This is a genomic window from Streptomyces sp. NPDC013157, from assembly GCF_042899865.1.
Taxonomy (GTDB): domain Bacteria; phylum Actinomycetota; class Actinomycetes; order Streptomycetales; family Streptomycetaceae; genus Streptomyces.
This window is the reverse complement of the sequence record NZ_JBIBAK010000002.1, coordinates 483339-507887: the sequence shown is the minus strand read 5'-3', so window position 1 is coordinate 507887 and position 24549 is coordinate 483339. Positions and strand designations below refer to the sequence as shown.

The window sequence follows — 24549 nt, the reverse complement described above, 5'->3', positions numbered from 1 at the left end:
TGTCCCCGGCTTGTGTGACGAGATGGGCTCCGGCCCGATGCATTGCTGAGATGCGCGGCCGCGGGAGACAGCCGGTGTCACACGACGCGTGCATGCCCGGTCAGAGGATTGAGCCGAGGAACGTACATGTCTGTGCTGCGCTGTGCCTGGTGAGGGGGAGAAAGCCATATGGACGACGCTGACGCGGTGCCGGTCGCGGAGTTGCTCGACGAGCGGCGGCACCTGCTGGAAGTCACCTACTGGATGCTGGGCGACTCCCGCGAGGCGGAGAACGTGGTCGGTGAGAGCTACCGTCGGTGGTACGGCCTGTCCGACGCGGAGCGTGGCCGGATCACGGCTCCCCGGTACTGGCTCACGAAGACCGCGGGCGGGATCTGCCTGGGCCTGCTCGCCCGCCCCCGTCGTGGCGTGACCGGTCGGCGTGACCGGACATCGGAGCGCTCCACGGAACCACCAGACGTCGGCGCTCAGGCGGTCCTGGCGGAGGAGGTCAGCCGGGTTCTGCTGAACGCCCTGGACTCCCTGTCGCCGGCCGAGCGGGCGGCGTTCGTGCTCAACGACGTCTTCGGGATGGCCTCCGACACGGTGGCCGACATCGTGGGACGTCCGGAGCCCGAGTGCGCCGAGCTCGCCGACCGTGCCCGCCGCAGCCTTCGGATGCAGCGCTCGCGCTCCACCCCTCCTGATGAACAGGATCTCCTCGCCCGCACCGTCCGCCAGGCCTGCGTGGACGAGGATGCCGAACTGCTCGAGTCGCTGCTGTGTCCGGACGCCACGGCGTTCTTCGACGGCGGCGGCAAGGTCCGCGCACTGAGCAGGCCGGTGCACGGCAGCCGTCAGGTCGCCCACAGCCTGCTGACGCTCCTGGCCCGCCACCCTCGCACCACCCTGACCACCCACTCCGTCAACGGGCGTACCGGCCTCGTCGTCCGTTACGACCGCCAGGTCGCCGCCGTCATCAGCCTCGACATCGCTGAACACCATGTCGCGCAGGTGTGGGTTGTCCTCAATCCCGACAAGCTGCGGTCCTGGAACCAGCCCCCCACCATCCCGGACTCCGGCTCGCACGGGGGCCCGTCACGGCAGGGCGACGGCTCGCTCTGATCGCCGGTGCCGCCGGGTCAGCAGCCGCCGACGAACGTGACTGTCTCCTCGAGCGGCGCCCGGCCGGTACGAGGTTGGCTTGCCGTGACGTCCTCGTGCCCGATCGACATGCCGCAGAAGAGAAGGAGTTCATCCGGCGGCGACAGGACCTCCGCGACGGTCTTGTGGTACTTCGCCCAGGCCATCTGCGTGCAGCTGTGCAGCCCTTCGACGCGGAGCAGCAGCATCACGGACTGCAGATACATGCCCAGGTCCGACCACTGGGGCCGGCCCATGCAGCGGTCGACGTAGCAGAACAGGGCGGCGGGTGCCCCGAAGCATTCCCAGTTCGCGGCAGCGGCCCTCTGCCGCGCCTCCAGGTCCTCGCGCGGAATGCCGAGGGCGCCGTAGCGCTGCTCGCCGAAGGCGGATCGGCGCTCCTGGTAAGGGCTCTTGAGGGCTGGGGGGTACTGCTCGTACTCGGGCTCGTCCCAGGGGTCGCTTGCGGCTATGCGTTCGCCGGCACGCTTCTTGAGCTCAGCCAGCGGTCGGCCGGTCAGTACGTAGACGTGCCACGGCTGGAGGTTCGATGCGGATGGTGCCCAGGCCGCGGCGGACAGCACGCGCTCCAGCACCTCCCGCGGTACCTGCTGGTCGGTGAATCCCCGCACGGCTCGCCGACTCGCGACAGCCTCGTAGACATTCATGATCGCCTGCACCCCTTTCTACTTGACACCCCACAATCGTCTCACTCGAAATAGTATCGGTCAATACCATCTCGGACGAGCGGGATGGTGGGTGGAGAGAGTGGGCGTGTTCATGCCTTGCCGTGCTCGGTGGGGTGGGCGAACCGGGTCAGCAGTCCTGTCAGCTGTTCGCGTTCGCCCGGCTCCAGACCGGCCACCAGGCGCTCGGCCAGCGGCCCAGCCGCCACATGCGCCGCATCGAACAGCTCGACCCCCCGTGGCGTGATCTCCACCGCCCGCACCCGCCGGTCCCCCGGAACCGCCTTGCGGACGGCCAGTCCCATCCGCTCCAGATCGTCCACGACCCTCATGACACCCGCCTTGTCCGACCCCGTCGCCGGACCCAGGTCCCGCTGCACCGTCGGCCCCCGGTCGACCAGCACCAGCAGCACCGCGAAATGCCGCAACTCGATACCCAGCGGGCGCAGTGCCTCGGTCATCACCCCGGCCACCCGCCAGTGCGCCCGCCGCAACAGCAGGGCGAGAGCGAAAGGCGAGGCGTCTCCGGGGCGGTCGGTGGCGCGTGAGGCGGCCGACGGGGCGGCTTCGTGAGGTGCGTGGGTGGTCACGAGGTCACATTACAGCCATAGGTGCATTCGAGACGGTTTCACATGAGCCGGTCGCAGATGGACTGAGGAGCCGTGCTCCGGCCTGAGCCGCGCCCTCGTAGTCACTTGACTGATGCATCGGGTTCTCAGCCCGTTCCAGGCTCGTGGTAGCGGGCCCATGCCCTGGGCACGGCTCCGTGGACGCCGATCCACAGCCGTCGCGACGGGAAGACGAGAGAGGGCGAATCATGAGCGGCAAGGTCTTCGACACCGATGACGAGCCGGGGTGTGCTCGCAAAGCCGGGTCGGACGGCCACGCGAGGTGGGGTGTCGCGCCGGAGCCGGTGACCTGTCGGACGGTCGTGGCTCTTCTCGAAGAGGGGACGCCGCTGCCGGTCATGACAGATCTCCGTTACGACAGCGCGGAGCCGTACTCCGTGACCATGGCGTTCAACGCGGGCAGTGATCCGGTCATCGAGTGGGAGTTCGGCCGCGAGCTCCTGGCCTCCGGCAGGCGGCGGCTCGACGGTTTCGGTGATGTGCAGGTCTGGCCCGACGAAATCCGTGGCCATGGGTTGGTGTACCTGTCGTTCCGGTCGGGTCGGGAAACGTTCGTCGTAGCCGCGTCCGCGGTAGTGATCGATGAATTCCTGACCTCCACCTTCGACGTTGTGCCCCTCGGGGAGGAGAGGAGCTTTCTGGGGCCGGAGGGTTTTGCCAGTCAGTTGTGGGACGAGACGTGACGTCAGAGAGTCGTTCGACTGATGGTCCACCCTCACCGACAGGAGGGTCGCACCCGACGAGTAGCATGCTGAGCGGACCACCCCCCTGGCGGAGAGAAGCTTCACGTGCTGTGCCCCCTGCTTGTCGTGCCGATGCATGGACGTCCGGCGCCTGAGCATCCCGCGGACGCACGTGTCGGGACGCGGTTGCCGCGAACCCCGCAGAAGGCGGGATCCGCACGCGTGTGAGGGGGCGGGACGAGGAACTGCGCACCCTGCGGGGTCTGCTCGCGGACGCCGCGGCCGGGCACGGTGGTGCACTGCTGGTCCACGGCACCGCCGGTGTCGGCAAGTCGGCTCTGCTGCGCACGGTCGGGGCCGAGGCCGCGGAAAGCGGCTTCAAGGTGCTCCGCACCTCCGGGGTGGAGCCCGAGCAGTGGCTGCCGTTCGCCGCACTGCAGATGCTGCTGCAGCCGGTCGCCCGCGGCATGAAGGACCTGTCGGATCCGCACCGGTCGGCGCTGAGCGCCGCGTTCGGTGCCGGGGACACCGAGCCCGAGATATACCGGGTCGGACTGGCCGTGCTTGAACTGCTCGCCGACGAGGCCAGCCTCCAGCCGCTCCTGCTGCTGGTGGACGACCTGCAGTGGATCGACTCCTCAAGCCGGGACGTGCTCAAGTTCGTCGCCCGGCGCACCCATGACCTCGCCATACAGGTGATCGCCGGCGCCCGGGTCCAGTACTCCGAGTCGTACGGACACCTGGACCTTCCGCTGCTACCGCTCAGCCGGCCGGCCGCCGCCGAGCTGCTCGATGCCGGCGCGCCCGACCTGCCTCCGTCGTTGCGGGCGCTCATCCTGGAGCGTGCCGCGGGCAATCCGCTGGCCCTGGTGGAGCTGCCCAAGGCCGTCCAGGGCGTGACCGCGCAGCTGGACGACCTGCCGCTGACCCAGCGGCTGGAGGACGCGTTCTCCGCACGTACCGATTCCGTGAGCCGGGAGTGCCGCACGTTGCTTCTGGTCCTGGCCGCCGAGCCGGCCGCGCCCCTGAACCTCCTGCTGGATCTGGCGAGCCGCCTCTCCGGCTCGGCGGTCTCCGTCGACGCGGTGCAGGAGGCGGTCGACGCGGATCTGGTCACCCTGGTCGGTTTCACCGCCGAGTTCCGCCATCCGCTGATGCGCACGGCGATCTACACCCATGCGACACTCGCCGACCGGCTGGCCACCCACCGTGCCCTCGCAGCGGTGATGGAAGGGACCCCCGAGCGCCAACTCGCTCACGAGGCAGCGGCCACGATCGGGCCGGACGAGGAGCTGGCCGCTCGGCTCGAGCGTTTCGCCGACGCGTCGCAGGCCGCAGGGAAGGCGGCCGCAGCCGTCCCGGCGCTGCGTCAGGCGGCCGACCTCGTCCTCGATGCTCAGCGCCGCACCGGCATCCTGGTCCGGGCGGCCGGGTTGTCCAGCGAGATCAACCACCACATCAGCGTCCAGGCGCTGCTGGACCGCATGGACATGAGCGTGCTGGACCCGGTCGACCGGGCTCGCCTGATGGTGGTGTCGGACAGTTCTGCTTTCGAACCGGGCGAGCCGGAGCGACGGATCCAGGACATGGTCACCGCGGCGGCCGGAGCCTTCGACGCGGGAGCCGGAGACGTCGCGGAGAACCTGTTGTGGCGAGCCAGCGCGCGGTGCTTCTTCCAGGACGGCGACGCGCAGGTGCGGGCCCGGGCCGCAGCGGAACTCGATCGATGGAATCCCGATCCGAACGCCCCCCACGTACTCGCGGTGCGGGCGTATACCGAGCCGTACCGGCACGGGGCCGACGTGATCGCGCGGCTCGGCGGTATCGGAGCAGACCATCAGGACGGCCGGATCCTGCATTTCCTCGGCAGCGGTGCGATGGTGACGGGCGACGTCAGCCGCGCCGTCCAGTACCTCGCGGCGGCGGCCGCGGCATGGCGTTCGCAGGGCCGGCTCGGGCTGCTCGCCCGTTCACTGGCCGCCGCCTGGCCGCAGGTGTACCTCGGTCAGCTCGAGCGGGCTCGCGAGGAGTCCGCCGAAGGACTGGCCCTGGCCGAGGAGACCGGGGAGTGGATCGTCTGGCTGGGGTTGAAGGCTACGGCCGGCCTGGTGGCGGCGCTGCGCGGGGAAACCGAGCAGGCGACGCGTACGACCGGCGAACTGCGCACGCACAGCCTGTTCCTGGAGATGCCGTTCGTCACCGTGATGGCACAGCAGACCGACGGCCTGCTCGCGCTCTTCGAAGGCCGCGCAACGGAGGCGTACGACGTACTGGCGCGCGCCTTCGATCCCGCGGATCCGCACTACCACTCGGTGAGCCGCTGGCTGCTCGCACCGGACCTGGCGGACGCCGCGGTCGCCGCGGGCACCGTACGGCAGGCCCGGGACCTACTGGCCGGTCTTCCGGAGCTGGCCGGACGGCTGCCCTCGGAAATGATGGTGGTGGCGCACGCCTACACCGACGCGGTGCTGGCTCCGGACGACACCGCGGAGGAGCGTTACGCCGCGGCCCTGACCGCACTGCCGGGCGCCTGGACGCTGTCGCGTGCCCGGCTCCGTCTGCACCACGGCCGGTGGCTGCGCCGCCGACGCCGCAACGTCGACGCCCGGCACCCGCTGCGGCTCGCCCGCGCCGAGTTCGACCGGGTCGGCGCGCAGCCCTGGGCCGAGATGGCCCGCGAACAGCTGCGTGCCACCGGCGAGTCGAGCGGTCGACGGCACGCGAACACCGGCGATCAGCTGTCCGCCCAGGAGATGCAGATAGCCGTGCTGGCGTCGCGGGGGCTGAGCAACCGGGAGATCGGCCAGCGCCTGTTCATCTCGCACCGCACCGTCGGAGCGCACCTCTACCGCATCTACCCGCGCCTGGGCATCACCGGCCGCGGCAGGCTGGCGGCCGCCCTCGCCGCGCTGCAGGACGAACAGTCCACGTCCGGCGTCTGAGGGCCTGGGCGCCGGGCCGTGCGAGGGGGGAGTGGCCAGGGACCAGGTGCTGCATGATCCCTGCAGGCCGTGACTGCGGACCCGAGCCCCGCACCGCCGCGTGGTCCGGGCCCCTGGAACGGCGTTGCCCTTCTCGCCGGTGCGGGTCAACGACACTTACGCCAGGGCAAGTTCACGGAACTGGGCGCCGCTGTCGGAGACCACCGGGTCCCAGTGCGCGGAGACGCAGGAGGAGGCCCACTTCAGGGTGGCGTTCCCGCCGGGCGCGCCGGACGACCCGCCCGCGCGGGCGCTGGACGGACCGTCGGCTCCGAGAAGCCCTGAATGGGCCAGACCCACGTAGCGCCGGCGACCGCGGGCTCGGACCACCACCACGGTGAGTCCGGGACCGCGATCCACATCGTGGGCGGGCACCCCGAGTTCGTCCTCCTGGACGACAGGGGCGAGCAGCCCGAGGAGGTACGGTTGGGCACCTCGCCGGGCGACTACATCTTCGTCCCCCCGTTCGTACCGCACCGCGAGGAGAACCCGGACCCCGCCGAGGGGGCCGTGCTCGTCATCGCCCGCAGCACCCAGGAGGCGATCGTGGTCAACCTGCCCGGCCTGTACGCACCTCCGGCCCCCGACGCGTGACCTCCGGGGCTCGCCCTGTTCCTGCCTGAGCAGCCTCGGGGTGCCGGCCCAGCTCGGGCGCGACGAGGTGCCGGACGTCGTGCAGGATCTGCTCGTACTCCTCCCGGTGGAACTCGTACGGCAGCTCCAGGCGCAGCTCGGACACTTCGGCGAGCACCGGATCGGTCGTGAGTGCTTCCAGGATCTGCTCCGCGGTCCCGACGACGTCCGGGGCGAACAGGATGCGCTTCGGGCCCTGCGGCGCGAGGGTCCGCTCGTGGCGGCTCGCCGCGTAGGCCCGGTAGCGGGCGCGGGTGGCGGCGTCGGCGCTGTCGAGGGGGACGATCACCCGGCCCACGGCAACGCGCGGCGTTCGGTCCGGCGGCAGCGCGCGCCGGTACTCCGACAACAGGTTCAGCTGGGCCGTGGTGAAGTCGTCGGTGTCCTCGCCGGTGACGATGTTCCCGGACAGCAGACCGAGGCCCTGCCCGGCGGCCCAGCGGACCGAGCGCAGGCTTCCGCCGCCGTACCAGATACGGCGCGCCAGGCCGGGGTTGTGCGGTTGCAGCCGGGGGCGCTGGACGTTGCCCGGTGAGTGGATGACGGTGTCCGGGCCGCCGAGGTAGTCGCCGCGCAGGTTCTCCACGACCCGGGCGATCCTGCCGTACGACAGGTCGAAGCCGCGCCAGTCCCCGTCGTACACGAGGTCGCCGAGCAGGTCGGCGTGGGGCATGCCGGTGCTGAAACCGATCTGGAGCCGGCCCCGGGACAGGACGTCGGCCAGCGCCAGGTCCTCGGCGAGCCGGAAGGGGCTCTCGTAGCCGATCGGGATGACCGCGGTGCCCAGTTCGATGCGCTCGGTGCGCTGCCCGGCCGCCGCGAGGAAGACGGCCGCCGAGCCGACGCCGTGTTCGAGGTGGCGCTGCCGGATCCAGGCGCCGTCGTAGCCGAGGCGCTCGCCGTACTCGAACAGCCGGAGGGTCTCCTCCAGGCCGGGGTAGGGGTCGTCGTCCGCGAAGTTGCCGGGTGTCAGGAAGGACAGGGAGGTGAGGGTGGGAGTGCTCATGCTGGTCCTTGACCGGTGCGGGTTGCCGAGGCGGGGGACGGGACACGGCTGCCGGGGATCGCCGCCAGCAGCTCGCGGGTGTACGCGTGGCGGGGCGCGGAGAACAGGTCCTCGGGCGGGCCCGTCTCGACGATCCGGCCGGCCCGCATGACGGCGACCCGGTGCGCGATCTGCCGTACGACGGCCAGGTCGTGGGAGATGAACAGGTACGCCACGCCGGTGTTCGCCTGCAACTCGGCCAGCAGTTCCAGGACCTGGGCCTGCACGGACACGTCGAGCGCGGAGACGGGTTCGTCGCACACCACCAGGTCGGGGGAGAGCGCGAGGGCACGCGCGATGGCCACCCGCTGGCGCTGTCCGCCGGACAGTTCGGCCGGGCGGCGCTCCAGCGTCGCGGCGGGCAGCGCGACCCGGTCGAGCAGTTCGCGGGCGCGGTCGAGCCGGGTGGCGCGGTCGCCGACCTTGAACGCCCGCAGCGGCTCGGTGATCACCTCGCCGATGGAGAAGCGCGGGTCGAGCGAGGCGTACGGGTTCTGGTAGACCAGCTGGGCACGCCGGCGCAGCTCCCTGACCCCGGCGCCCTTGGCGGTGGTGACGTCGGTGCCGTCGAACAGCACCTGTCCGGAGGTCGCCTCGGCCAGGCGCAGCACCAGCCGGGCGGTGGTGGACTTGCCCGAGCCCGACTCCCCGACCAGGGCGAGGGTCTGCCCGCGCCGCAGGGTGAGGCTGACGTTGTCGACCGCGCGCAGGGTCCGGGCCTCGCCGCCGGCCCGCGGCAGCCTGAACTCCTTGACCAGGTTGCGTGCCTCGACCAGGGGAGGCGCCGTTTCGGGCGGGGCGGTGGAGACCGCGGTACGGGGGCGGGCCGTGGTCAGGCTCGGGGCGGCGGCCAGCAGCCGTCGGGTGTACTCGTGCTGCGGGTCGGCGAGGACGGCCCGGGTCTCGCCCGCCTCGACGACCTTGCCCTGCTCCATGACCACCAGGCGCCGGGCCCGGTCGGCGGCCACGCCGAGGTCGTGGGTGACCAGCAGGATCGCGGTGCCCGACTCCTCGGTGAGGTGCTGGAGATGGTCGAGGATGACCCGCTGCACGGTGACGTCCAGCGCGCTGGTCGGCTCGTCGGCGATGATCAGCCTGGGCTTCGCCGCGATCGCGACCGCGATCAGGGCCCGTTGCCGCATGCCGCCGGACAGCTCGTGCGGGTACTGCCGGGCCCGGACGGCCGCGTCGGGCAGCCCCGCCCGGTCGAGGACGGCGACCGCCTCGGCCGCCGCCGCACGCCGGGTCGCCAGGCCGTGGATGCGCAGCACCTCGGCGACCTGCTCGCCGATCCGCTTCACCGGGTTGAGCGAGACCGTCGGATCCTGCGGGACCAGCCCGATCTGCGCGCCGCGCACGGTACGCAGCTCCGCCTCGGAGAGGGTGGCCAGGTCGTGCCGGCCGAAGCGGACGGTGCCCGCGTCGATGGTGCCGTTCGCCGCCAGCAGCCGGGTGACGGCGTGTGCGGTGGTGCTCTTGCCGGAGCCGGACTCGCCGACCACGGCGGTCACCTGCCCTGGCCATACGTCGAGGTCCACGCCCCGTACGGCCGACACCGTGCCGCCCCGGGTGCGGTACGACACGGACAGGCCGCGGATCTCCAGGACTGGTGTGGTCACGTCCTCACCGTTCTCGCGTGCGTCGCCGTTCTTGTGTGCGTCATCGTTCTCGTGTGCGTCGTCGGTCATCGCTGCCGCGCCCATTCGCCGTCCAGGGCCCTCGCGACGCGGTTGGCGGCCAGCACGGTCGCGGCGATCGCCAGACCGGGCAGCGCGGTCAGCCACCAGGCGTTGGCCAGGTAGTTGCGGCCGTCGGAGATCAACGTCCCCCACTCCGGGGCGGGCGGCGGCGCGCCGTAGCCGAGGAAGCTCAGCGCCGAGACGGCCAGGATCGAGGAACCGAAGTCCAGGGTGGCCAGCACGATCACCGGCCCTGCGGCGTTGGGCAGCACGTGCCGGCCGAGCACCGAGTACCAGCGGGCGCCGCAGGACCGGGACGCCTCGACGAACACCGCCTGCCGCACCCGCAGCACCTCCGCCCGCGCCACCCGGGCGAAGGAGGCGACACTGGCGATACCGACCGCGACGGCCACCTTCACCGTCCCGTACCCGAGCGCGGTGACCAGCGCCAGCGACAGGAACAGTGCGGGGATGGCGAGGAGGACGTCCACGAAGCGCATCAGCACGTCGTCCACCCAGCGGCCCACGAATCCCGCGACCACCCCGAGCAGACCGCCGACCACGAACGCGACCAGGACCGCGATCAGGGTGGCCTTGAGGGAGAGCTGGGCGCCGTGGACCACCCGGGAGAAGACGTCGCGGCCGAGTTCGTCGGTGCCGAACCAGTGACTGCCGCTCGGGCCGCGGAAGTTCTGGGACGGCACCCCCTTCAGCGGGTCCTGCGAGGTGAACAGGTCCGGCCAGAAGGCGGCCAGCACCACCAGCACGAGGACGACGACGGACAACAGCAGACCGGGGCGGCGCAGCAGGAAACGGAGCACCCGGCGGATCCCGGCGGGGCGGCCGGGTTCCGCGGGGGTTCCGTCCCCGATCGGCCGGGGGAGGCCGAGGGCGGCCCCGGCCCGGTCGTCGACAAGGCTCTGACTCATGCGAAGCTCGCCCTTCTGTCCGAGGCCACCACGATCCGCGGGTCCAGCAGCGGATAGACGAGGTCCACGAGCAGGTTCGTCGCCACGAAGATCAGTGCGCCGAACACCACCACCCCCTGGACCAGCGGGATGTCCTGGGTGGTGACCGCCCCTGCGGTCACCCGGCCCAGACCGTCGCGGGAGAACACCGTCTCGACCACCACCGAACCGGCGATCAGCTGCCCGACCAGCAGGCCCACGACCGTCAGCGCCGGCAGTGACGCGTTGCGCAGCGCGTGCCGCAGATGCACCCGCCACCTGCCCGCGCCCTTGGCCCGCGCGGTCTCCACATAGGCCTGGTCCAGCGCGGTCAGCAGGCTCTTCGCCAGCACCTGGGCGACCTGTGCGCCGGTCGGGACCGCCAGCGTGAGCGCCGGCAGCACCAGCCCCTTCAGCCCGTCGTTGCCGAAGGCCGGGAACCAGTGGAGCTTGAAGGAGAACGCCTCGACGAGCAGCAGCCCCACCCAGAACGTCGGGACTGACACCCCCAGCGGGGGCAGCGACAGCAGCAGTTGCCGCAGCCACCGCCGCGAGGTGTACGTCGCCACCACCGCGAGGCCGCCGCCGAGGACCACCGCCAGCAGCAGCGCGGCACCGGTCAGCTGGAGTGTCTGCGGCAGCGCGTCGGCGAGCGTGGAGGTCACCGGGCGGCCGGTGGAGACCGCGTCGCCGAAGTCCCCGCGCACCGCCCGGCCCAGATACTCCGCGTACTGCACCAGCACCGGCTTGTCGAAGCCGTACTCGTGCCGCAGCCTGGCGAGTTGGACCGGGTCGACCTCCCCCGTGTCCATCCCGGCCCCGGCCATCGCCGAGACCGGGTCACCGGGCAGGAAGTCCAGTACCAGGAACGACACCGTGTAGGCCGCCCACAGCACCCCGACCGCCTGCGCCAGCCGTTTGATCACATAGCGGCGCATCGGCTACCCGATCCAGGTGTCGTGCAGCTGGACGCGGCTGCCGGAGTCGAATTCGAGATCGTGCACCTTCTTCGAGACGCCGAGCTGGGTCTGGAGCTCCACCACCGGCACGTTGTACGCGTTCTGCACGATCAGCTGCTGCGCCTCCGCCACCAGCTGCTCGCGCTTCGCGGGGTCCGTGGTCGCGGCCTGCGCGGACAGTGCCGTGTCCAGCGAACTGGCGGGCAGGTGGTAGAAGTTGCCCAGCTGGGAGGAGAAGGAGCTGCGCAGGATGTCCGGGTCGGCGCGGGTCACGTTCCCCCACACCACGTCGAAGTCACCCGACTGGAGCGTGGTGGCGAACTGGGTGACCGGGAGCTGCTTGAGCACCACGTCGATCCCGACGGCCTTGAGCTGCTGCTGGACGAGTTCCAGCGCGGGCTGGTTGGTGGCCGCGTTGGGGAACCAGCTGATGGTCAGGGTCAGCTTCTTGCCGTCCTTGGCGCGGATGCCGTCGCCGGCCGCCTTCCAACCGGCGGCATCCAGCAGCGACTTCGCCTTGGCCGTGTCGAGTGCGAGGTCCGAGGAGAGATCGGTGTAGTCGGGCGTGGTGTGCGCCAGGATGCTGGTCGCCGGCCGGGTGCCGGTCGGGAAGACCGTGTCGGCGATCTGATTCCGGTCGATGGCGGCCGAGATCGCCTGACGGACCTTCGCGTCCTTCAGCAGGGGCCGGGAGTTGTTCAGCCCGAGACCGAACACCACACCGGGGTTGGCCCGGCTCTGGAGGGTGACCTGGCCGCCCTTGAGGGCCGCCTCGTTGGCCTTGCCGACGCTGCTGATCGCGTCCACCTGCCCGGACTGGAGACTGCCGGCCCGCACCCCTGCCTCGGGCACGACCTTGAACACCAGCTTGTCCAGGTAGGCCTCGCCCTTCTTCGACCACAGCGAGGAACCCCAGTCGTACCCGGTGCGCCTGTCCAGGGTGATCGACTGGTTCTGCACGTACTGCTTGAGCACGAACGGCCCGGACCCGACCACCCCGTCGCTGCACTTCTGCTGCGGGCTCTTCTTGACGCTCGCCGAGGACTCGATCCCCAGCGAGTGGGTCGAAGTCGCCTGGAGGAACTGGGCGTTGGGCTGCTTGAAGGACACCTTGACGGTGAGCGGGGCGACCACCGTGGTGCTCTTGACGCCGCTGAGATAGCCCTCGGCGAGGGTGCCCAGGGCGCCGAGGTTCGGCACCGCGTCGAAGTTGTCCTTGACCACCTGCGCGGTCAGCTTCGAGCCGTCGCTGAAGGTGACGCCCGACCGCAGGTGGAACGTGAACGTCGTCGCGTCGGCGCTGATGTCCCAGCTCTTGGCGAGCCATGGCACGATCTTGCCGGTCTTCGGGTCCTGGTCGGTGAGGGAGTCCACGATCTGGCGCACCGAGTAGATGGTGTCGTTGCTGCCGACCTGCTGCGGGTCCACGCAGCCGGCGTCGGATCCCACCGCGAAGGTCAGGGTGCCGCCGGACTTCGCCTGGCCGCTTCCGCCGCCGGAGCCGTCGTCGCCCGAACCGCACGCGGTCAGCAGGACGCTGGTGGTCAGGAGCGCGGCCAGGGGCGCCCATCGGGAAGGTCTGAAATCCGGAAGTGCAGTCACGGAGGGCTTTCTCCTACTCGTGTCACCGGGGCACGACCGCGCACGGATGTGCGCAGGCATGACGGTGTGTGCGGCCCGGGCGGATCGACTCCGGCCGGGGATGCGCTGTGCAGACAGGGAGTTGGCATGCGGACGACACCGGGAACCGGTGGCGAGCGGGAAGGGCGGCGCGCAGGGGCCGGGGCCGGTGACGGACGTCAGCCGGCGGCGGCCGGGCCGGTCAGGCCCGACAGAGGCAGCTGGTCGAGCGCTTCAGATCGATGTGGCGCCGGCGCGAGAGCCGGGAGTACGCCGTGGCGTCGGTGAGGGAGGCAGCAGAGTCGTCGCTGTGCCGCATGCCGAACCTCCCCGTCTCCGGCCCCGGTCACGGGGCCACGCGCTTGCGGGAGTCATCGGTGACCCCGCCGGGCTTTCACCTGGAGCACCCCACCGCGCGGGAGGGTTGCCGGTCAGCGAGCCAGGGCTTGACGCTGACACTCAATGCCGTTGGTGATGCTACGGATCGATTTTGTCGTACGTCAATGCCGCAATGTGACGCCCTGTTCGGGAGAACGGGGTCGTCTCACGTGCCGGGACGGATGGTGGACGCACCTTGTTCCGTGTGCTTTGATCCGGCCATGGAGACCGCAGGTCAGGCACGCACGCTGCTGCTCGACCCGTTCTGGTCGGGCCTCCGCGCCGACCAGTTCGACCAGACCTGTCGCTGACCACTCGCTCCCCGTCGCATCCGCCTCCGCCGCGCCGCGCCCTCACCTGGCTCCGGACCGGCGTCGCAGGCATCCCCCGACGCGCCCGCGTCCAGCCCCCGCCCGCTCGGAAAGAGCCGCATGGTCGTCAACAGCACTGCCACCGGGAGATCACGGACGTCGTCGACACCGCCCGCGCGCTGTGGGACTCCTGGGAGGACGACGCGGTCGTCAAGGACGTCGCCACCGGCCGCTTCCCGGACCCGGTCCGCGTGCACCACATCGATTTCGAGGGCGCCGGCTTCTCGGTGAAGGGCCCCCTGATCACCCCCCGCCCACCGCAGGGACAGCTCGTCGTCCTCGCTCCGGACGCGCTGGACATCGACGAGCGCGCCGACGTGGTCCTGGTGGCCCGCCCACGCCCGCCGACATCGCCGCCCGCGCCGCCACCGCCCGGGAGGCCGGTGCACCCCTGGTCTTCGCGGAGGCGGAGGTGGTGCTCGACACGGCAGTCCCGGCCGCCGACCGGCTGGCCGGACTGGACAGCCTGGCCGCCTGGCCTCGGACCGGCCGGCTGCGCCACGTCGGCTCCCCGGAGGCGCTGACCGAGCTCCTGGCCGAACTCGTGCGGTTCGTCGACGGCGTACGGCTGCACCCGGCCGTCCTCGCCGACGACCTGCCGGTGCTGACCGACCGGGTGCTGCCCGCCCTGGTCACCGCGGGACTCCACCGACCGTCCCGCCCCGGCGACACCCTGCGCACCACGCTCGGCCTGCCCCGCCCCGCCAACCGTTTCGCCGCCACGACGGTGTCGATCAGGCAGTTGGTGCTGGAGGTGGCACCGGGACACCCCGCGTTCGTCGGCACGCCGTCGGCCGTCGCCGACGAGTGGACCCGCTACGTCACCACCCGTGCCGTCGACGGTTTCAACCTCCTGCCGCACCTGCTCCCGTCATCGGTCACCGACGTCGTCGACAAGCTCGTTCCGGAGCTGCAGGCCCGCGGGGTCTACCGCACCGAGTACCGGGGCACGACCCTGCGCGAACACCTGGACCTGCCTCCGCTCACCGGGGCCCAGGCCGACTGAGCGAACGGAGGAGACGGGCCGGGGCCGAGGCGCCACCCCCGGCCGCCGCTGTCCAGCCGCAGTGGCCGTGCCCCGCGCCGTCAGCCGCTCTCGGCCGGTGCCGGTGCCGCGCGCAGCCGGAAGCCGGCTTCGTACCGTCGGAGAAGGTGACACCCTTGCACAGGGTGACCACCCAGGGCGACGCAACGGTCTCTTCCCGGAACACGCCACCCGCTACGCCCACGTCAACGTGTGGCCGCCGCGGGAACCCGGCCTGCGCGCCGCGACCCGGCGCGTGCTGGACGTACCCGCGGAGACCTTCCCGCTCGGCGACGACGTCCACACGACCACGTCGTCAACAACTACCCCAAGTGGCCGTACGACGACGCGTCCGACGACGAGAAGCTCCTCCTGGACCTCCGTACCGATCCGGCCCGACGCCCTCCAGGTGTTCACCGGCACCCTGCTGACCAACTGGACGGTGGGCAGGCTGCGCCCCGGACGGCACCGCGTGGTGGCCGGCGGCACGGCGACGCGCTATTCCTCCGCGGTGTTCGTCCACTCGAGCCTGGACACGGTCGTGGCACCCCTGTCGGCCTTCGCAGACCCGGACGGCTCCGACTTCGAACCCGTGTCGGTGTGGGAGCGTGCCCCGTGGCAACGTCGAGGAGTACCTGCGGATCGTCGGCCGCCCCGAGCAGCTCGCGGCCTGGCGGGAGAGCCGCCCCTACGTCGCCGAAGTCACCGCGTGAACCAGCCGAAGGAGAGCCGCCCATGACCACGTTCCCGACCGCACAGGCCGTGCGGACCACCCCCGAGGGGCTCCTGTGGGAGCCGAGCGAGCGCTGGGTGCGCGGCCGCAAGGGTGACGTCACGGTGGTCGACAGCCGCCACCCCGTCCTCGTCTGGGAGCCGGGTGTTCCCGTACCGCTGTATGCGTTCCCGCGCGCGGAGGTACGCGAGGAGCTCCTCCGGCCCGCCAAGAACCCGCCGACGGGTACGCACACCGGCTCGAGGATCTTCTACGACGTCGAGGTCGACGGCGAGCTGCTGGAGAACGCGGCCTGGACCTTCCCGGCCGCCGACCTGGCCGGCCACATCGCCTTCGAGTGGTTCCGGCGCGTCGGGCGGGGCCTGGACCACTGGTACGAGGAGGAGGAAGAGATCTTCGTCCACCCCCGTGACCCGCACAAGCGGGTGGACGCCATCCCCAGCAGCCGTCACCTCGTGGTCGAGATCGACGGCACGGTCGTCGCCGACACCCGTCGGCCGGTCCTGCTCTTCGAGACCGGCCTGCCCACCCGCTACTACATCCCGCGCGAGGACGTCCGCCTCGACCTGCTCGAAGCCACCGACCACCACACGGGCTGCCCGTACAAGGGCACCGCCGAGTACTGGTCGTGGCGCGCAGAGGCCGCCGTCCCGCCCAACGTCGTCTGGAGCTACCCGGACCCGCTGCCCGCGGTGGGCGCCGTCCAGGGGCTCCTCGCCTTCTACAACGAGGCCGTCGACATCACCCTCGACGGGGAGCGGGTGGCGCGCCCCGTCACCCACTTCACCAAGGCGCTCTCGGAGCAGCAGCACACCTGACGAGCAACGACCGCCGCGTCCGGCCCGACGGACCGCGCCGGTCCGCGGTCGGGCACACCGCGACGGGGCCTGGCGTGTCGCCCGACAGCCAGGCCCCGTCGGCCGTTGCGCGACGACCTCTCCGGAGCGGCCGATGTTTCCGCAATGTGAGGGCTGTCCGGAACATATTGACCGACGGCGCGGACCTCTGCACAACTCACCTTCCATGACCCCGCGCGTGGATTTGACCCGGAGGCGCCACATCGACCTGGCGCACGTCTCCAGCGCGTTCTGTTGGCGTTGATCCGGAAGGCGAGTCGCTGATCCGCTGAGCGCCGGCATCGGCCGGTGTGCGCCCCTGGCGTACGTCCGGAAGGGGCGGTGCGCGGCGTCCGCCTCGGCGGTGCCCTGCTCACGGGCGCGCGGCGACCGCCGCGCGCCCGCTTCTCCCTTCCGGCTCCCCGGCTCCCTCGGGGGCAGTGCGCAGAGCCCGAGCCCGGCCTCCCTCCGGCATCCCACGCGAGGTCGCAGGGCTCTCTCGCCGCGACCGGACCGAGCACCCGCCTCGGCGCCGTCCACCGTCGCTCGTCACCCCTTCACTCCGACTCCCAGCATCCGGCCCTGCGCCCCCTTCCTGGAGAGGGACCCCCTCATGCCTCCGACCATCCGCAAGCTGACGGCCCGTATCGGCGCGCTCGTCGACGGCGTCGACCTCGCCGCGCCCACCGATCCCTCGACCGTCACGGCGCTCCGCCGTGCACTCGACGAGCACAAGGCGATCGTCTTCGCCGACGCGACCCTCGACAACGCCGGCCAGGAGCGGGTGGCCGGCTGGTTCGGCGACCTGACGACCGCCCACCCGAACGTGCCGGCCGCCGACGGGACCACGAACGTGCTCGCCGTCGAAAGCGAGACGTCGAAGGCGAACGAATGGCACACGGACGTCAGCTTCGTGCTCAACCCGCCGCAGCTCACGACGCTCCGGTCCGTCGTGACCACGCCCTACGGCGGCGAGACGCTCATCGCGAACGCCGCCGCGGCCTACCGCGACCTGCCCGAACCGCTGCGGGCCCTCGCCGACACGCTGCGGGTCGTGCACACCAACCAGTACGACTACGCGCGCCCCGCCCCCGCTACGCCCGAACGGCAGGAGTACGACCGGGCCTTCGTCTCGACGCCGTACGAGACGGAGCATCCCCTCGTACGGGTACATCCGCTGACGGGCGAACGCGGGCTGTTCATCGGCGGGTTCGCCAAGCGCATCGCCGGCCTGCCGAACAGCGACTCGGCCGATCTGCTGCGCGTCTTCCAGTCGTACGTGACCCGCCCCGAGAACATCCTGCGCTGGTCCTGGGCCCCCGGCCAGCTGCTGATCTTCGACAACAGGATCACCCAGCACTACGGGGTCGACAACTACGACGACCACCCGCGCCGCCTCAACCGTGTGACGGTCGCCGGCGACGTGCCGGTCGGCGTCGACGGCCGGCGCAGCGAGCAACTCGTCGGCGACGCCTCGCACTACAGCAAGGTGCTGGAGGTGGCGGCATGACCGAGGTCGGTCTCAAGGCGCCGGCGGTCGTCCCGGCGGCGGCCGGGTCGCCGAGTGCGTCCGGCCGCGAGGTGTTCCTGCCGAGCGACGCCCGCCGCCGGACCCCGCTGCGCACGCTCCGCGGCCGGCTGCGCTGGCCGCTGGGCATCTACACCACGCCGGTCGTGGTCCTCGTCGCCTGGGAGATCCTCGCCAGGGCCGGAGTGCTGCAGAAGACCTACGCTCCGGCGCCGACCTCCATCGTCAAGTCCGCCGTCGACCTGTGGCAACAGGGCGTCCTCGGACCCGACCTGGCCGTCTCGCTGCAACGCGCCGGCATCGGCCTGGCCGTCGGACTGACGGTGGGCATCGTCAGCGGGGTACTGGGCGGGCTGCTGCGCAGCGGCGAGTACCTGTTCAACGGGGTCGTGCAGATCCTGAACACGATCCCGCTGCTGGCGGTGCTGCCGCTGATGATCGTGTGGTTCGGCATCGACGAGCTCACCAAGGTGCTGCTGATCTCCTTCGGAGCCGGCGTCCCCATGTACGTAAACCTCTTCGCCGCGATCCGCGGTGTCGACCAGCGCCTCATCGAGATGGCCCGGACGACGGGGGCGGGCACCTGGCGGCTGGTGACGCGGGTGCTGGTGCCGGGGGCGCTGCCGGGATTCCTGGTGGGCCTGCGGTTCTCGCTCGCCTACAGCGTCCTGGGCCTCGTCGCGGCCGAGACGGTCAACGCCGACAAGGGCCTCGGCTTCCTCATCACGCAAGGGCAGACGTACCTGCAGACCGACCAGGTCTTCGTGGGGCTGGTGATCTACTCGCTCCTCGGTCTGCTCGCCGACCAGTTCGTCCGGGTTCTCGAGCGGGTGCTGCTGCGGTGGCGTCCCAGTTATGAGGCGTCATGAGCACCACCGTCGAGACACAGCTCCGGCAGCAGACCGGCGCCGTCGTGGAGAAGGTCGTCCGGCGGTTCGGCGACCGGGTCGTCCTGGACCGGCTGGACCTCACCATCGCCGACGAGGAACTGGTGGTCCTGCTGGGCCCCTCCGGCTGCGCCGACATCAAGGCCAGGACCCGCGCCGCCGGACGTGACCCGGACGGCGTGATCGTGCTGCCGGGGATCGTCCCCTACATCGGGTCGACCGAGGAGGAAGCGCGGGCGCTGGCGAAGGAGTTCGACGACCTGCGGGTACCGGAGTACGGGCTGCGCCAGCTGGCTTCGATCTTCGAGACCGAGCCGTCGGTGTTCGAACTCGACGCCCCGCTGCCGGACTTCGTCCTCGCCCGGCCGAAACTGGAGGGCTCGCAGAGCCGCTCCGACCTCATCATCGAGCTCGCCGTACGCGAGAAGCTGACGGTCCGCCAGATCATCTCGCGGCTCGGGGGCGGCCGCGGCCACTTCGAGTTCGTCGGCACGCCCGAGCAGGTGGCGGACACGATCATCGCCTGGTTCGAGGGCGGTGCCGCCGACGGCTTCAACATCATGGCACCGGCCCTGCCGTCCGGCCTGGCGGCCTTCGTCGAACACGTGCTGCCGATCCTGCGCGCCAAGGGCCTGTTCCGGGAGGAGTACGAGGGCACGACACTGCGCGAGCACTACGGGCTGCCGGTGCCGCCCAACCAGTTCCATCGGGCGCGGACGCGTGGGTCCGGTGGCTGACACCGGACCGCCGGCCCTGCGCGTCCAGGGGCTCAGCAAGACGTACGAGGACGGTTTCACCGCGGTGGCCGGGCTGGACCTGGAGATCCCCGACGGGGCCTTCTTCGGTCTGCTCGGCCCGAACGGCGCCGGCAAGACCACGCTGATCGGCTCGGTGTGCAACATCGTCCGTCCCAGTACCGGCACGCTCACCGTCTTCGGCCACGACCACCGGACGCGCGAGGCCCGGCGGCTGCTGGGCCTCGCCGAGCAGGAGATCAACGTCGACCGGTTCCTGTCGATCCGTCAGATGCTGATCTACCACGCCGGTTACCACGGTATCGGGCGGAGAACGGCGGTCCGGCGTGCGGACGAACTGCTCGGGGTGTTCCGCCTCGACGGCAAGGCCGACGCCCGCGCCTACGAACTGTCCGGGGGCATGCAGCGCCGGCTGGTCATCGCCCGGGCTCTCATGCACCGCCCCCGCCTGCTCATCCTCGACGAGCCGACGGCCGGTGTCGACGTGGAGCTGCGATCGGAGATCTGGCGGCTGGTCGAGGGGCTCAACGCGGCCGGCACCACCGTCCTGCTCACCACCCTCCCCCACTCTCGGCTTCGCCCGAGCGGGGGGACCCCCATCCTGGAGGAGGCCGAGACGTTGTGCGACGAGATCGCGCTGCTGCGGGCCGGCCGGATCGTCGACCGCGGCTCCGCGGCCTCCCTGCGCAGCCGGTACGCGGCGCGGGACATCTCGGAGGTCTACGACCGGGTGATCACGGGAGAGGGGGCGGCGTGACGAGCACCCCGGCGGACGCGGCTGCGCTCCCGTCGTACGACGAGCCCTTCGAGCCCGAACGCTCCCCGTTCATCTGGCTGTTGGAGCGGGAGGTCCTCCGCTTCCTGACCATCTGGCGCTACAGCGTCGTCGGCCCGGTGCTGTCGACCGTGCTGTTCGTCGTCGTCTTCGGCTCCGCCGTCGGCGGGCACGTCGACACGATCGACGGTGTCTCCTACGGCCGTTTCATCGTGCCCGGCCTCCTCGCGCAGGCGATCGTCAACGTCGGCTACTTCAACGGGACGACGAGCCTCTTCGAGGCCCGGCGCGACCGGTACATCCACGACGTGTTCGCCAGCCCGCTGCGCTGGTGGGAGATCAACGCGGCACTGGTGAGCGGCGGCATCGCCCGAGGCGCGGTCGTGGGCGGCGGAGTCCTGGCGGTGGCTCTGCCCCTGACCGGAAGCGGCAGCGTGGCCCGGCCCCTCGTGCTGCTGCCCGGCACCCTCGGCGTCCTCCTGGTGGCCGCGCAGGTGGGCGTGATCGCGGGCAGCCTCGCCAAGTCACTCGACCACGTCTACTCCATGGAGTCGATCATCCTGCTGCCGCTGGGCTTCCTCGGCGGCGTCTTCTACTCGGTCCGCCGGCTCCCGCCCGTCTGGGACGTCCTGAGCCACCTCGACCCGGTCTTCTGGCTGGTCCAGGTCGAGCGGATCGGCTTCCTCGGCCGGGGCGACGTCGGCGCGGGCTGGGCGCTGCTCGTGGTCTGGGCCCTCGCCGCCGCACTCTCGGCATGGTCCGCCGCCATGTTCGCCACGGGCCGCCTCAAGCCCTGAACCCCGCCGTCCTCGCGCAGGGAAGGAAGGAGGACCCGGCCCCGCACTACCGGCTGCGCGGCCGCTCCCGCTTCGCGTTTCCGTGATGTGCGGGAGCTGGAGGAGTCCGGACTGCTCGGTGGGTATCGCCGCGAACTCGGCTGGGGCAAGGGCAGAGCACTCGGTGCGCGTACGGCCGTAGGGCCCCTGAACCCCGACTGAGAACCGGCGTCGGTCCCGCCACCGGCGACGTGTCGTCACGCCTGACCGAAGGTGCGCAGGGCCAGTCCTTGGCGCAGCCGGGTCAGCCGGTCGATCTCGGCGTCGAGGGCCGCGAGCCTGCGGGCGATCACCCCGGAGCCGGGTCGGTCGCTGTCGGGGTGCCTGCATCGCCCCGGAGGGAGCTCGCCGAGCAGGGCGAGCCGGTCGGCGAGACCGCGCAGGTCCTCGACGGTGAGACCGAGCGCCAGCAGCTCACGGATGACCCGGACCCTGGCCACCTCGTCCGGTCCGTACTCACGCTGCCCGGCGGCCGTGCGCCGCGGTGGCGGCAGCAGTCCCCGTTCCTCGTAGAACCGCAGTGCCCGCGGGGTGGTCCCCGCCGCTGCCGCCGCGTCCCCGATCCGCATGTCCACCCCCGAGCCTCAGCCTCCGTCGCCGCGACCGCGCGCCGACGTGTCACCGCGGCGGCAACTCCACGACGACGGTTCCGAAGTGCCGCCCCTCGAACAGTTCCTGCAACGCCCATGGGGCCCTGTCCATGCCCGGGATCCGTGCCTGAGGGAAGGTGATCTCGCCGGAGCGCAGCCAGTTCCCGAAGCGCTTGGTCCACTCCGCCCCGACGTCGGGATGGTCCTGTCCGCTGTAGCCGTGCAGCGAGATGCCCTGGCCGACGAGGCGGAAGGTGTCGATCTCCGTGGGTGAACTGCCCCCGCCGCGGCTCGGCGACAGCTGTCCCGACAGCGCGCCCACCAGGGCGAAGCGGGCGCCCCGGCGCGCGATGCGCACGGCCGCGGTGAGCTGCTCACCGCCGACGTTGTCCAGGAGCACGTCGATGCCGTCGGGTGCCGCCGAGGCCAGTTGCTCGTCGAGGGGCCGGGTCCCGGGCACCACGACCGCGTCGTAGCCCAGTTCGGTCCGCAGCCGCTCGGCCTTGGCCGGCGACCGGGTGCTCCCGATGATCCTCCCGGCGCCCAGCAGCCGGGCGATCTGGCCCGCCAGCGTTCCCACGGCTCCGGCCGCTCCCGTGACGAACACCGTGTCGACGGGGCGGACTTCGGCGAGCCGGGTCAACGCCCCGTAGGCGGCCGACCCGGACGAGAGGTGGGCCACCGGGTCGGGCAGGAGGTCACCGAGCGGAGTGCAGTCCGTCGTCGCGACGAGCGCGTACTCGCGCCACCCGAGCAGATGCGTGACCGTGTCCCCCGGACGCAACGGACCGCCGGGCCCGGCCGCGACGACCTCACCCACCGCGGGACCGTACAGCGTGTCGCCGGGGTGGATGCGGGGGAGCGGCATGCCGTCGGCCTCGTCCCCGATCAGTGTGCGCAGCCCGGGGAAGACGAGGAAGTACTGGTTCCTGACGAGGACTTGCCCCGGCCCGGGGTGGGGGACCGACCTCGGCGTGATCGTGAGGTGTGCGGGCCCGGGCAGCCCGCCGGGTGTGTCGGACAGCAGGATCTCGCGGGATGTGGAGGGCAGGTCGGCGGCCATGTCGGGGCTCCTGAACGGGTTCGGGGGTGGGGGTGCGAGGACTGCGGCAGCCGGTCCGGTCGGGCTGCCGGAGCGCAGAACCTAACCCCTGACGCGTACGTCAAGGGCAAGTCGGTCCTGATGCCTCTCTACGGCGCCACGGAACAACTCCGCTACGACAGAGGCACGTTTGGTGAGTCAGGCCCTCGGTCGTGCCGACTCGGACGCTCCGTTGACACCCTGCGCCCCACGTGCTTGCATCCCGCCATGCCGTCGCCGGAGCCTCTGACTCGCCGCCGCGCCGTGGACCTCGTCCGGGTCGCCGCCGCGCTGTGTCGGACGAGCGGCTGACCGCCCCCTCCCCTCGCTGACGGCTCGCTGACAGCTCGTTCAACCGCCAGTCGGGCACGCCCAGTTGTGTCGGCTTCCGCCGGATGCCCGGGCCCCCGGCCCGCGCCGCCCCCTGCCGTGCTCCTTCGCCCCCTCATGACGAGGACCCGCCATGTCTGCTGCCAACCCCTCCGGTCACCGCCACGAAACCGACTACGATCGCCGGAGGCTGCGCCAGTGGCTCGCCGGTGAGGCCAGGGCCGACGGGGTCACCCGCCGCCGGCTGCTCACCCTGCTCGCCGCCACCGTCGCCGGGACCGCACTCGGGAGCCCCCGCTCCGCCCGCGCCGCCGTCGCCGGAATCGTCAAGCCGCTGCCGCCCGAGTGGTTCATCGAGCGCGGCACCAACGCCGAGACCCGCTGGGAGGCACTGCGCGGGACCGGCCACCACACCCCCAACGAGCTGTTCTTCGTGCGCAACCACACCGCCACCCCCGTCCTGGAGGCCGACGACTGGCGGCTGAGACTGTGGGGGAGCGGACTGCGCGGCGGCCCGGGCGAGGACCGGCCGGTGGAGTTCGGGTACGACGACCTGCGCGCCCTGCCGGCCGTCACCCGGACCGCCTTCGTCGAGTGCGCCGGCAACGGCCGCTCCCACTACACGACACAGCAGGGCGAGACCGTCACCGGCACCGCGTGGACCCTCGGCGCGATCGGGGTCGCACGCTGGCGCGGGGTGCGCCTCGCCGACGTGCTGCGCAGGGCCGGGCTCTCCCATGACGCCGTGGACGTGCAGCCGCGCGGCCTGGACGCCGAGTACGTCAGCGGCGGCGAGAGCCTCGGCCGGGTACGCCGTCCGCTGCCGTTGGCCAAGGCACTGGACGACGTACTGCTCGCGTACGAGATGAACGGTGAGCGGCTCCCGTACGACCACGGGTATCCCGTGCGGGTGCTGGTGCCCTCCTGGGTGGGGATCGCGTCGATCAAGTGGGTCGGTGACATCGAGGTGTCCGCCGAGCCGCTCTACTCGCCCTGGAACACCACCTTCTACCGCCTGTTCGGCCCCGCCTACCCGGAGGGCGGCAGCGCACCGCTCACCCGGCAGGCGACGAAGAGCGCCTTCGAGCTCGCCGACGGTGCCACGTTCACGGCGGGGCACCGGCACGTACTGCACGGACGGTCGTGGTCGGGTGCGGGCGCCGTCGACCGGGTCGACATCAGCACCGACGGCGGGACGAGCTGGCGGCGTGCCCACCTGCGCGACCGGCCCCGCGCCGGTACCTGGACCCGCTGGACCCTCGACTGGCAGCCGGAGGAACCCGGCGCCACCCACCTGCTGGCCCGGGCCACCGACACCGCCGGCCGCACTCAGCCGGACGTCGCCGTGCCCAACACACAGGGCTACCTGTTCGACGCGGTGGTACGGCATCCGGTGAGCGTGGTGTGACGGTTCGCCGACCCACCTTCTGATCCGGGGACG

Annotated in this window: 20 protein-coding genes, 3 pseudogenes and 1 riboswitch; of the genes and pseudogenes, 13 read left to right on the top strand and 10 right to left on the bottom strand. The window is 71.6% G+C overall.

Going from position 1 to position 24549, the window contains the following annotated elements; translation table 11 throughout:
* Positions 1–168: 168 nt before the first annotated feature.
* Positions 169–1104, top strand: coding sequence for a sigma factor-like helix-turn-helix DNA-binding protein (locus ACFY6U_RS07655; RefSeq protein ID WP_390035673.1), 936 nt, complete (start codon positions 169–171; stop codon positions 1102–1104).
* Positions 1105–1121: 17 nt separating this feature from the next.
* Here ACFY6U_RS07655 and ACFY6U_RS07650 read toward each other — a convergent pair whose 3' ends face one another.
* Entirely contained in the window at positions 1122–1790 is a 669-nt protein-coding gene (locus tag ACFY6U_RS07650; protein WP_390035672.1) for a nitroreductase, read from the bottom strand.
* A 110-nt stretch (positions 1791–1900) separates the two neighbouring features.
* Positions 1901–2398, bottom strand: a complete 498-nt coding sequence (locus ACFY6U_RS07645; protein ID WP_390035670.1) for a MarR family winged helix-turn-helix transcriptional regulator — start codon at positions 2396–2398, stop codon at positions 1901–1903.
* A gap of 227 nt (positions 2399–2625) precedes the next feature.
* Here ACFY6U_RS07645 and ACFY6U_RS07640 point away from each other — a divergent pair, with 227 nt between their 5' ends.
* The 3 genes and pseudogenes from ACFY6U_RS07640 to ACFY6U_RS07630 all read left to right on the top strand — a co-directional run.
* Positions 2626–3120, top strand: a complete 495-nt coding sequence (locus ACFY6U_RS07640; RefSeq protein ID WP_390035668.1) for an SsgA family sporulation/cell division regulator — start codon at positions 2626–2628, stop codon at positions 3118–3120.
* Between the two features lie 224 nt (positions 3121–3344).
* The gene (locus tag ACFY6U_RS07635) at positions 3345–6062 is read left to right on the top strand and encodes an AAA family ATPase (RefSeq protein WP_390035666.1); all 2718 of its coding nucleotides are present in this window, start codon (positions 3345–3347) and stop codon (positions 6060–6062) included.
* 213 nt (positions 6063–6275) lie between these two features.
* A pseudogene (locus ACFY6U_RS07630) lies at positions 6276–6695 on the top strand (cupin domain-containing protein); the annotation flags it as partial.
* Here ACFY6U_RS07630 and ACFY6U_RS07625 read toward each other — a convergent pair.
* The 6 genes from ACFY6U_RS07625 to ACFY6U_RS07600 all read right to left on the bottom strand — a co-directional run bounded on the left by ACFY6U_RS07625 (position 6652) and on the right by ACFY6U_RS07600 (position 13303).
* Entirely contained in the window at positions 6652–7740 is a 1089-nt protein-coding gene (locus ACFY6U_RS07625) for an LLM class flavin-dependent oxidoreductase (protein WP_390035664.1), read from the bottom strand. The pseudogene ACFY6U_RS07630 and the gene ACFY6U_RS07625 overlap by 44 nt on opposite strands.
* A complete protein-coding gene (locus ACFY6U_RS07620; RefSeq protein WP_390035662.1) occupies positions 7737–9467 on the bottom strand; it encodes a dipeptide ABC transporter ATP-binding protein in 1731 nt (576 codons plus the stop codon). Before ACFY6U_RS07620 ends, ACFY6U_RS07625 begins: the two co-directional genes overlap by 4 nt.
* Entirely contained in the window at positions 9464–10387 is a 924-nt protein-coding gene (locus ACFY6U_RS07615) for an ABC transporter permease (protein WP_390035660.1), read from the bottom strand. Before ACFY6U_RS07615 ends, ACFY6U_RS07620 begins: the two co-directional genes overlap by 4 nt.
* Complete coding sequence (locus ACFY6U_RS07610) at positions 10384–11343, bottom strand: ABC transporter permease (protein WP_390035658.1); 960 nt, start codon at positions 11341–11343, stop codon at positions 10384–10386. Before ACFY6U_RS07610 ends, ACFY6U_RS07615 begins: the two co-directional genes overlap by 4 nt.
* A 3-nt stretch (positions 11344–11346) precedes the next feature.
* On the bottom strand, positions 11347–12966 hold the full coding sequence (locus ACFY6U_RS07605) for an ABC transporter substrate-binding protein (protein WP_390035656.1): 1620 nt from the start codon (positions 12964–12966) through the stop codon (positions 11347–11349).
* A 220-nt stretch (positions 12967–13186) separates the two neighbouring features.
* Positions 13187–13303: a putative leader peptide gene (locus tag ACFY6U_RS07600; RefSeq protein ID WP_390035654.1), complete on the bottom strand. Its 117-nt coding sequence runs from the start codon at positions 13301–13303 to the stop codon at positions 13187–13189.
* A gap of 34 nt (positions 13304–13337) precedes the next feature.
* A riboswitch (SAM riboswitch) is annotated at positions 13338–13451 on the bottom strand.
* A 697-nt stretch (positions 13452–14148) separates the two neighbouring features.
* On the opposite strand from ACFY6U_RS07600, the gene ACFY6U_RS07595 reads away from it, so the two are divergent.
* The 8 genes and pseudogenes from ACFY6U_RS07595 (at position 14149) to ACFY6U_RS07560 (ending at position 21068) form a co-directional block, all read left to right on the top strand.
* Positions 14149–14739 carry a hypothetical protein gene (locus tag ACFY6U_RS07595; protein WP_390035652.1) on the top strand — a complete coding sequence of 197 codons (591 nt, stop codon included), beginning with the start codon at positions 14149–14151 and terminating at the stop codon, positions 14737–14739.
* Positions 14740–14800: 61 nt separating this feature from the next.
* Positions 14801–15268, top strand: a pseudogene (locus ACFY6U_RS07590) (2OG-Fe(II) oxygenase family protein); the annotation flags it as partial.
* A 224-nt stretch (positions 15269–15492) separates the two neighbouring features.
* Positions 15493–16308 carry a DUF427 domain-containing protein gene (locus ACFY6U_RS07585; RefSeq protein ID WP_390035650.1) on the top strand — a complete coding sequence of 272 codons (816 nt, stop codon included), beginning with the start codon at positions 15493–15495 and terminating at the stop codon, positions 16306–16308.
* A 631-nt stretch (positions 16309–16939) separates the two neighbouring features.
* On the top strand, positions 16940–17836 hold the full coding sequence (locus ACFY6U_RS07580; RefSeq protein ID WP_390035648.1) for a TauD/TfdA dioxygenase family protein: 897 nt from the start codon (positions 16940–16942) through the stop codon (positions 17834–17836).
* Complete coding sequence (locus tag ACFY6U_RS07575) at positions 17833–18723, top strand: ABC transporter permease (RefSeq protein WP_390035646.1); 891 nt, start codon at positions 17833–17835, stop codon at positions 18721–18723. The genes ACFY6U_RS07580 and ACFY6U_RS07575 overlap by 4 nt, the downstream gene beginning before the upstream one ends.
* A 149-nt stretch (positions 18724–18872) precedes the next feature.
* Positions 18873–19478: pseudogene (locus ACFY6U_RS07570) on the top strand (LLM class flavin-dependent oxidoreductase); the annotation flags it as partial.
* The gene (locus ACFY6U_RS07565) at positions 19471–20253 is read left to right on the top strand and encodes an ABC transporter ATP-binding protein (protein WP_390035644.1); all 783 of its coding nucleotides are present in this window, start codon (positions 19471–19473) and stop codon (positions 20251–20253) included. The pseudogene ACFY6U_RS07570 and the gene ACFY6U_RS07565, both read left to right, overlap by 8 nt.
* Positions 20250–21068: an ABC transporter permease gene (locus ACFY6U_RS07560; RefSeq protein ID WP_390035642.1), complete on the top strand. Its 819-nt coding sequence runs from the start codon at positions 20250–20252 to the stop codon at positions 21066–21068. Before ACFY6U_RS07565 ends, ACFY6U_RS07560 begins: the two co-directional genes overlap by 4 nt.
* A 236-nt stretch (positions 21069–21304) precedes the next feature.
* Here the strand turns inward: ACFY6U_RS07560 and ACFY6U_RS07555 are convergent, their stop codons facing one another.
* The gene (locus ACFY6U_RS07555) at positions 21305–21676 is read right to left on the bottom strand and encodes a MerR family transcriptional regulator (protein ID WP_390035641.1); all 372 of its coding nucleotides are present in this window, start codon (positions 21674–21676) and stop codon (positions 21305–21307) included.
* 49 nt (positions 21677–21725) lie between these two features.
* Positions 21726–22760, bottom strand: a complete 1035-nt coding sequence (locus tag ACFY6U_RS07550) for an MDR family NADP-dependent oxidoreductase (protein ID WP_390035639.1) — start codon at positions 22758–22760, stop codon at positions 21726–21728.
* A 481-nt stretch (positions 22761–23241) separates the two neighbouring features.
* Here ACFY6U_RS07550 and ACFY6U_RS07545 point away from each other — a divergent pair, with 481 nt between their 5' ends.
* On the top strand, positions 23242–24516 hold the full coding sequence (locus ACFY6U_RS07545) for a sulfite oxidase (RefSeq protein ID WP_390035637.1): 1275 nt from the start codon (positions 23242–23244) through the stop codon (positions 24514–24516).
* Positions 24517–24549 lie beyond the last annotated feature (33 nt).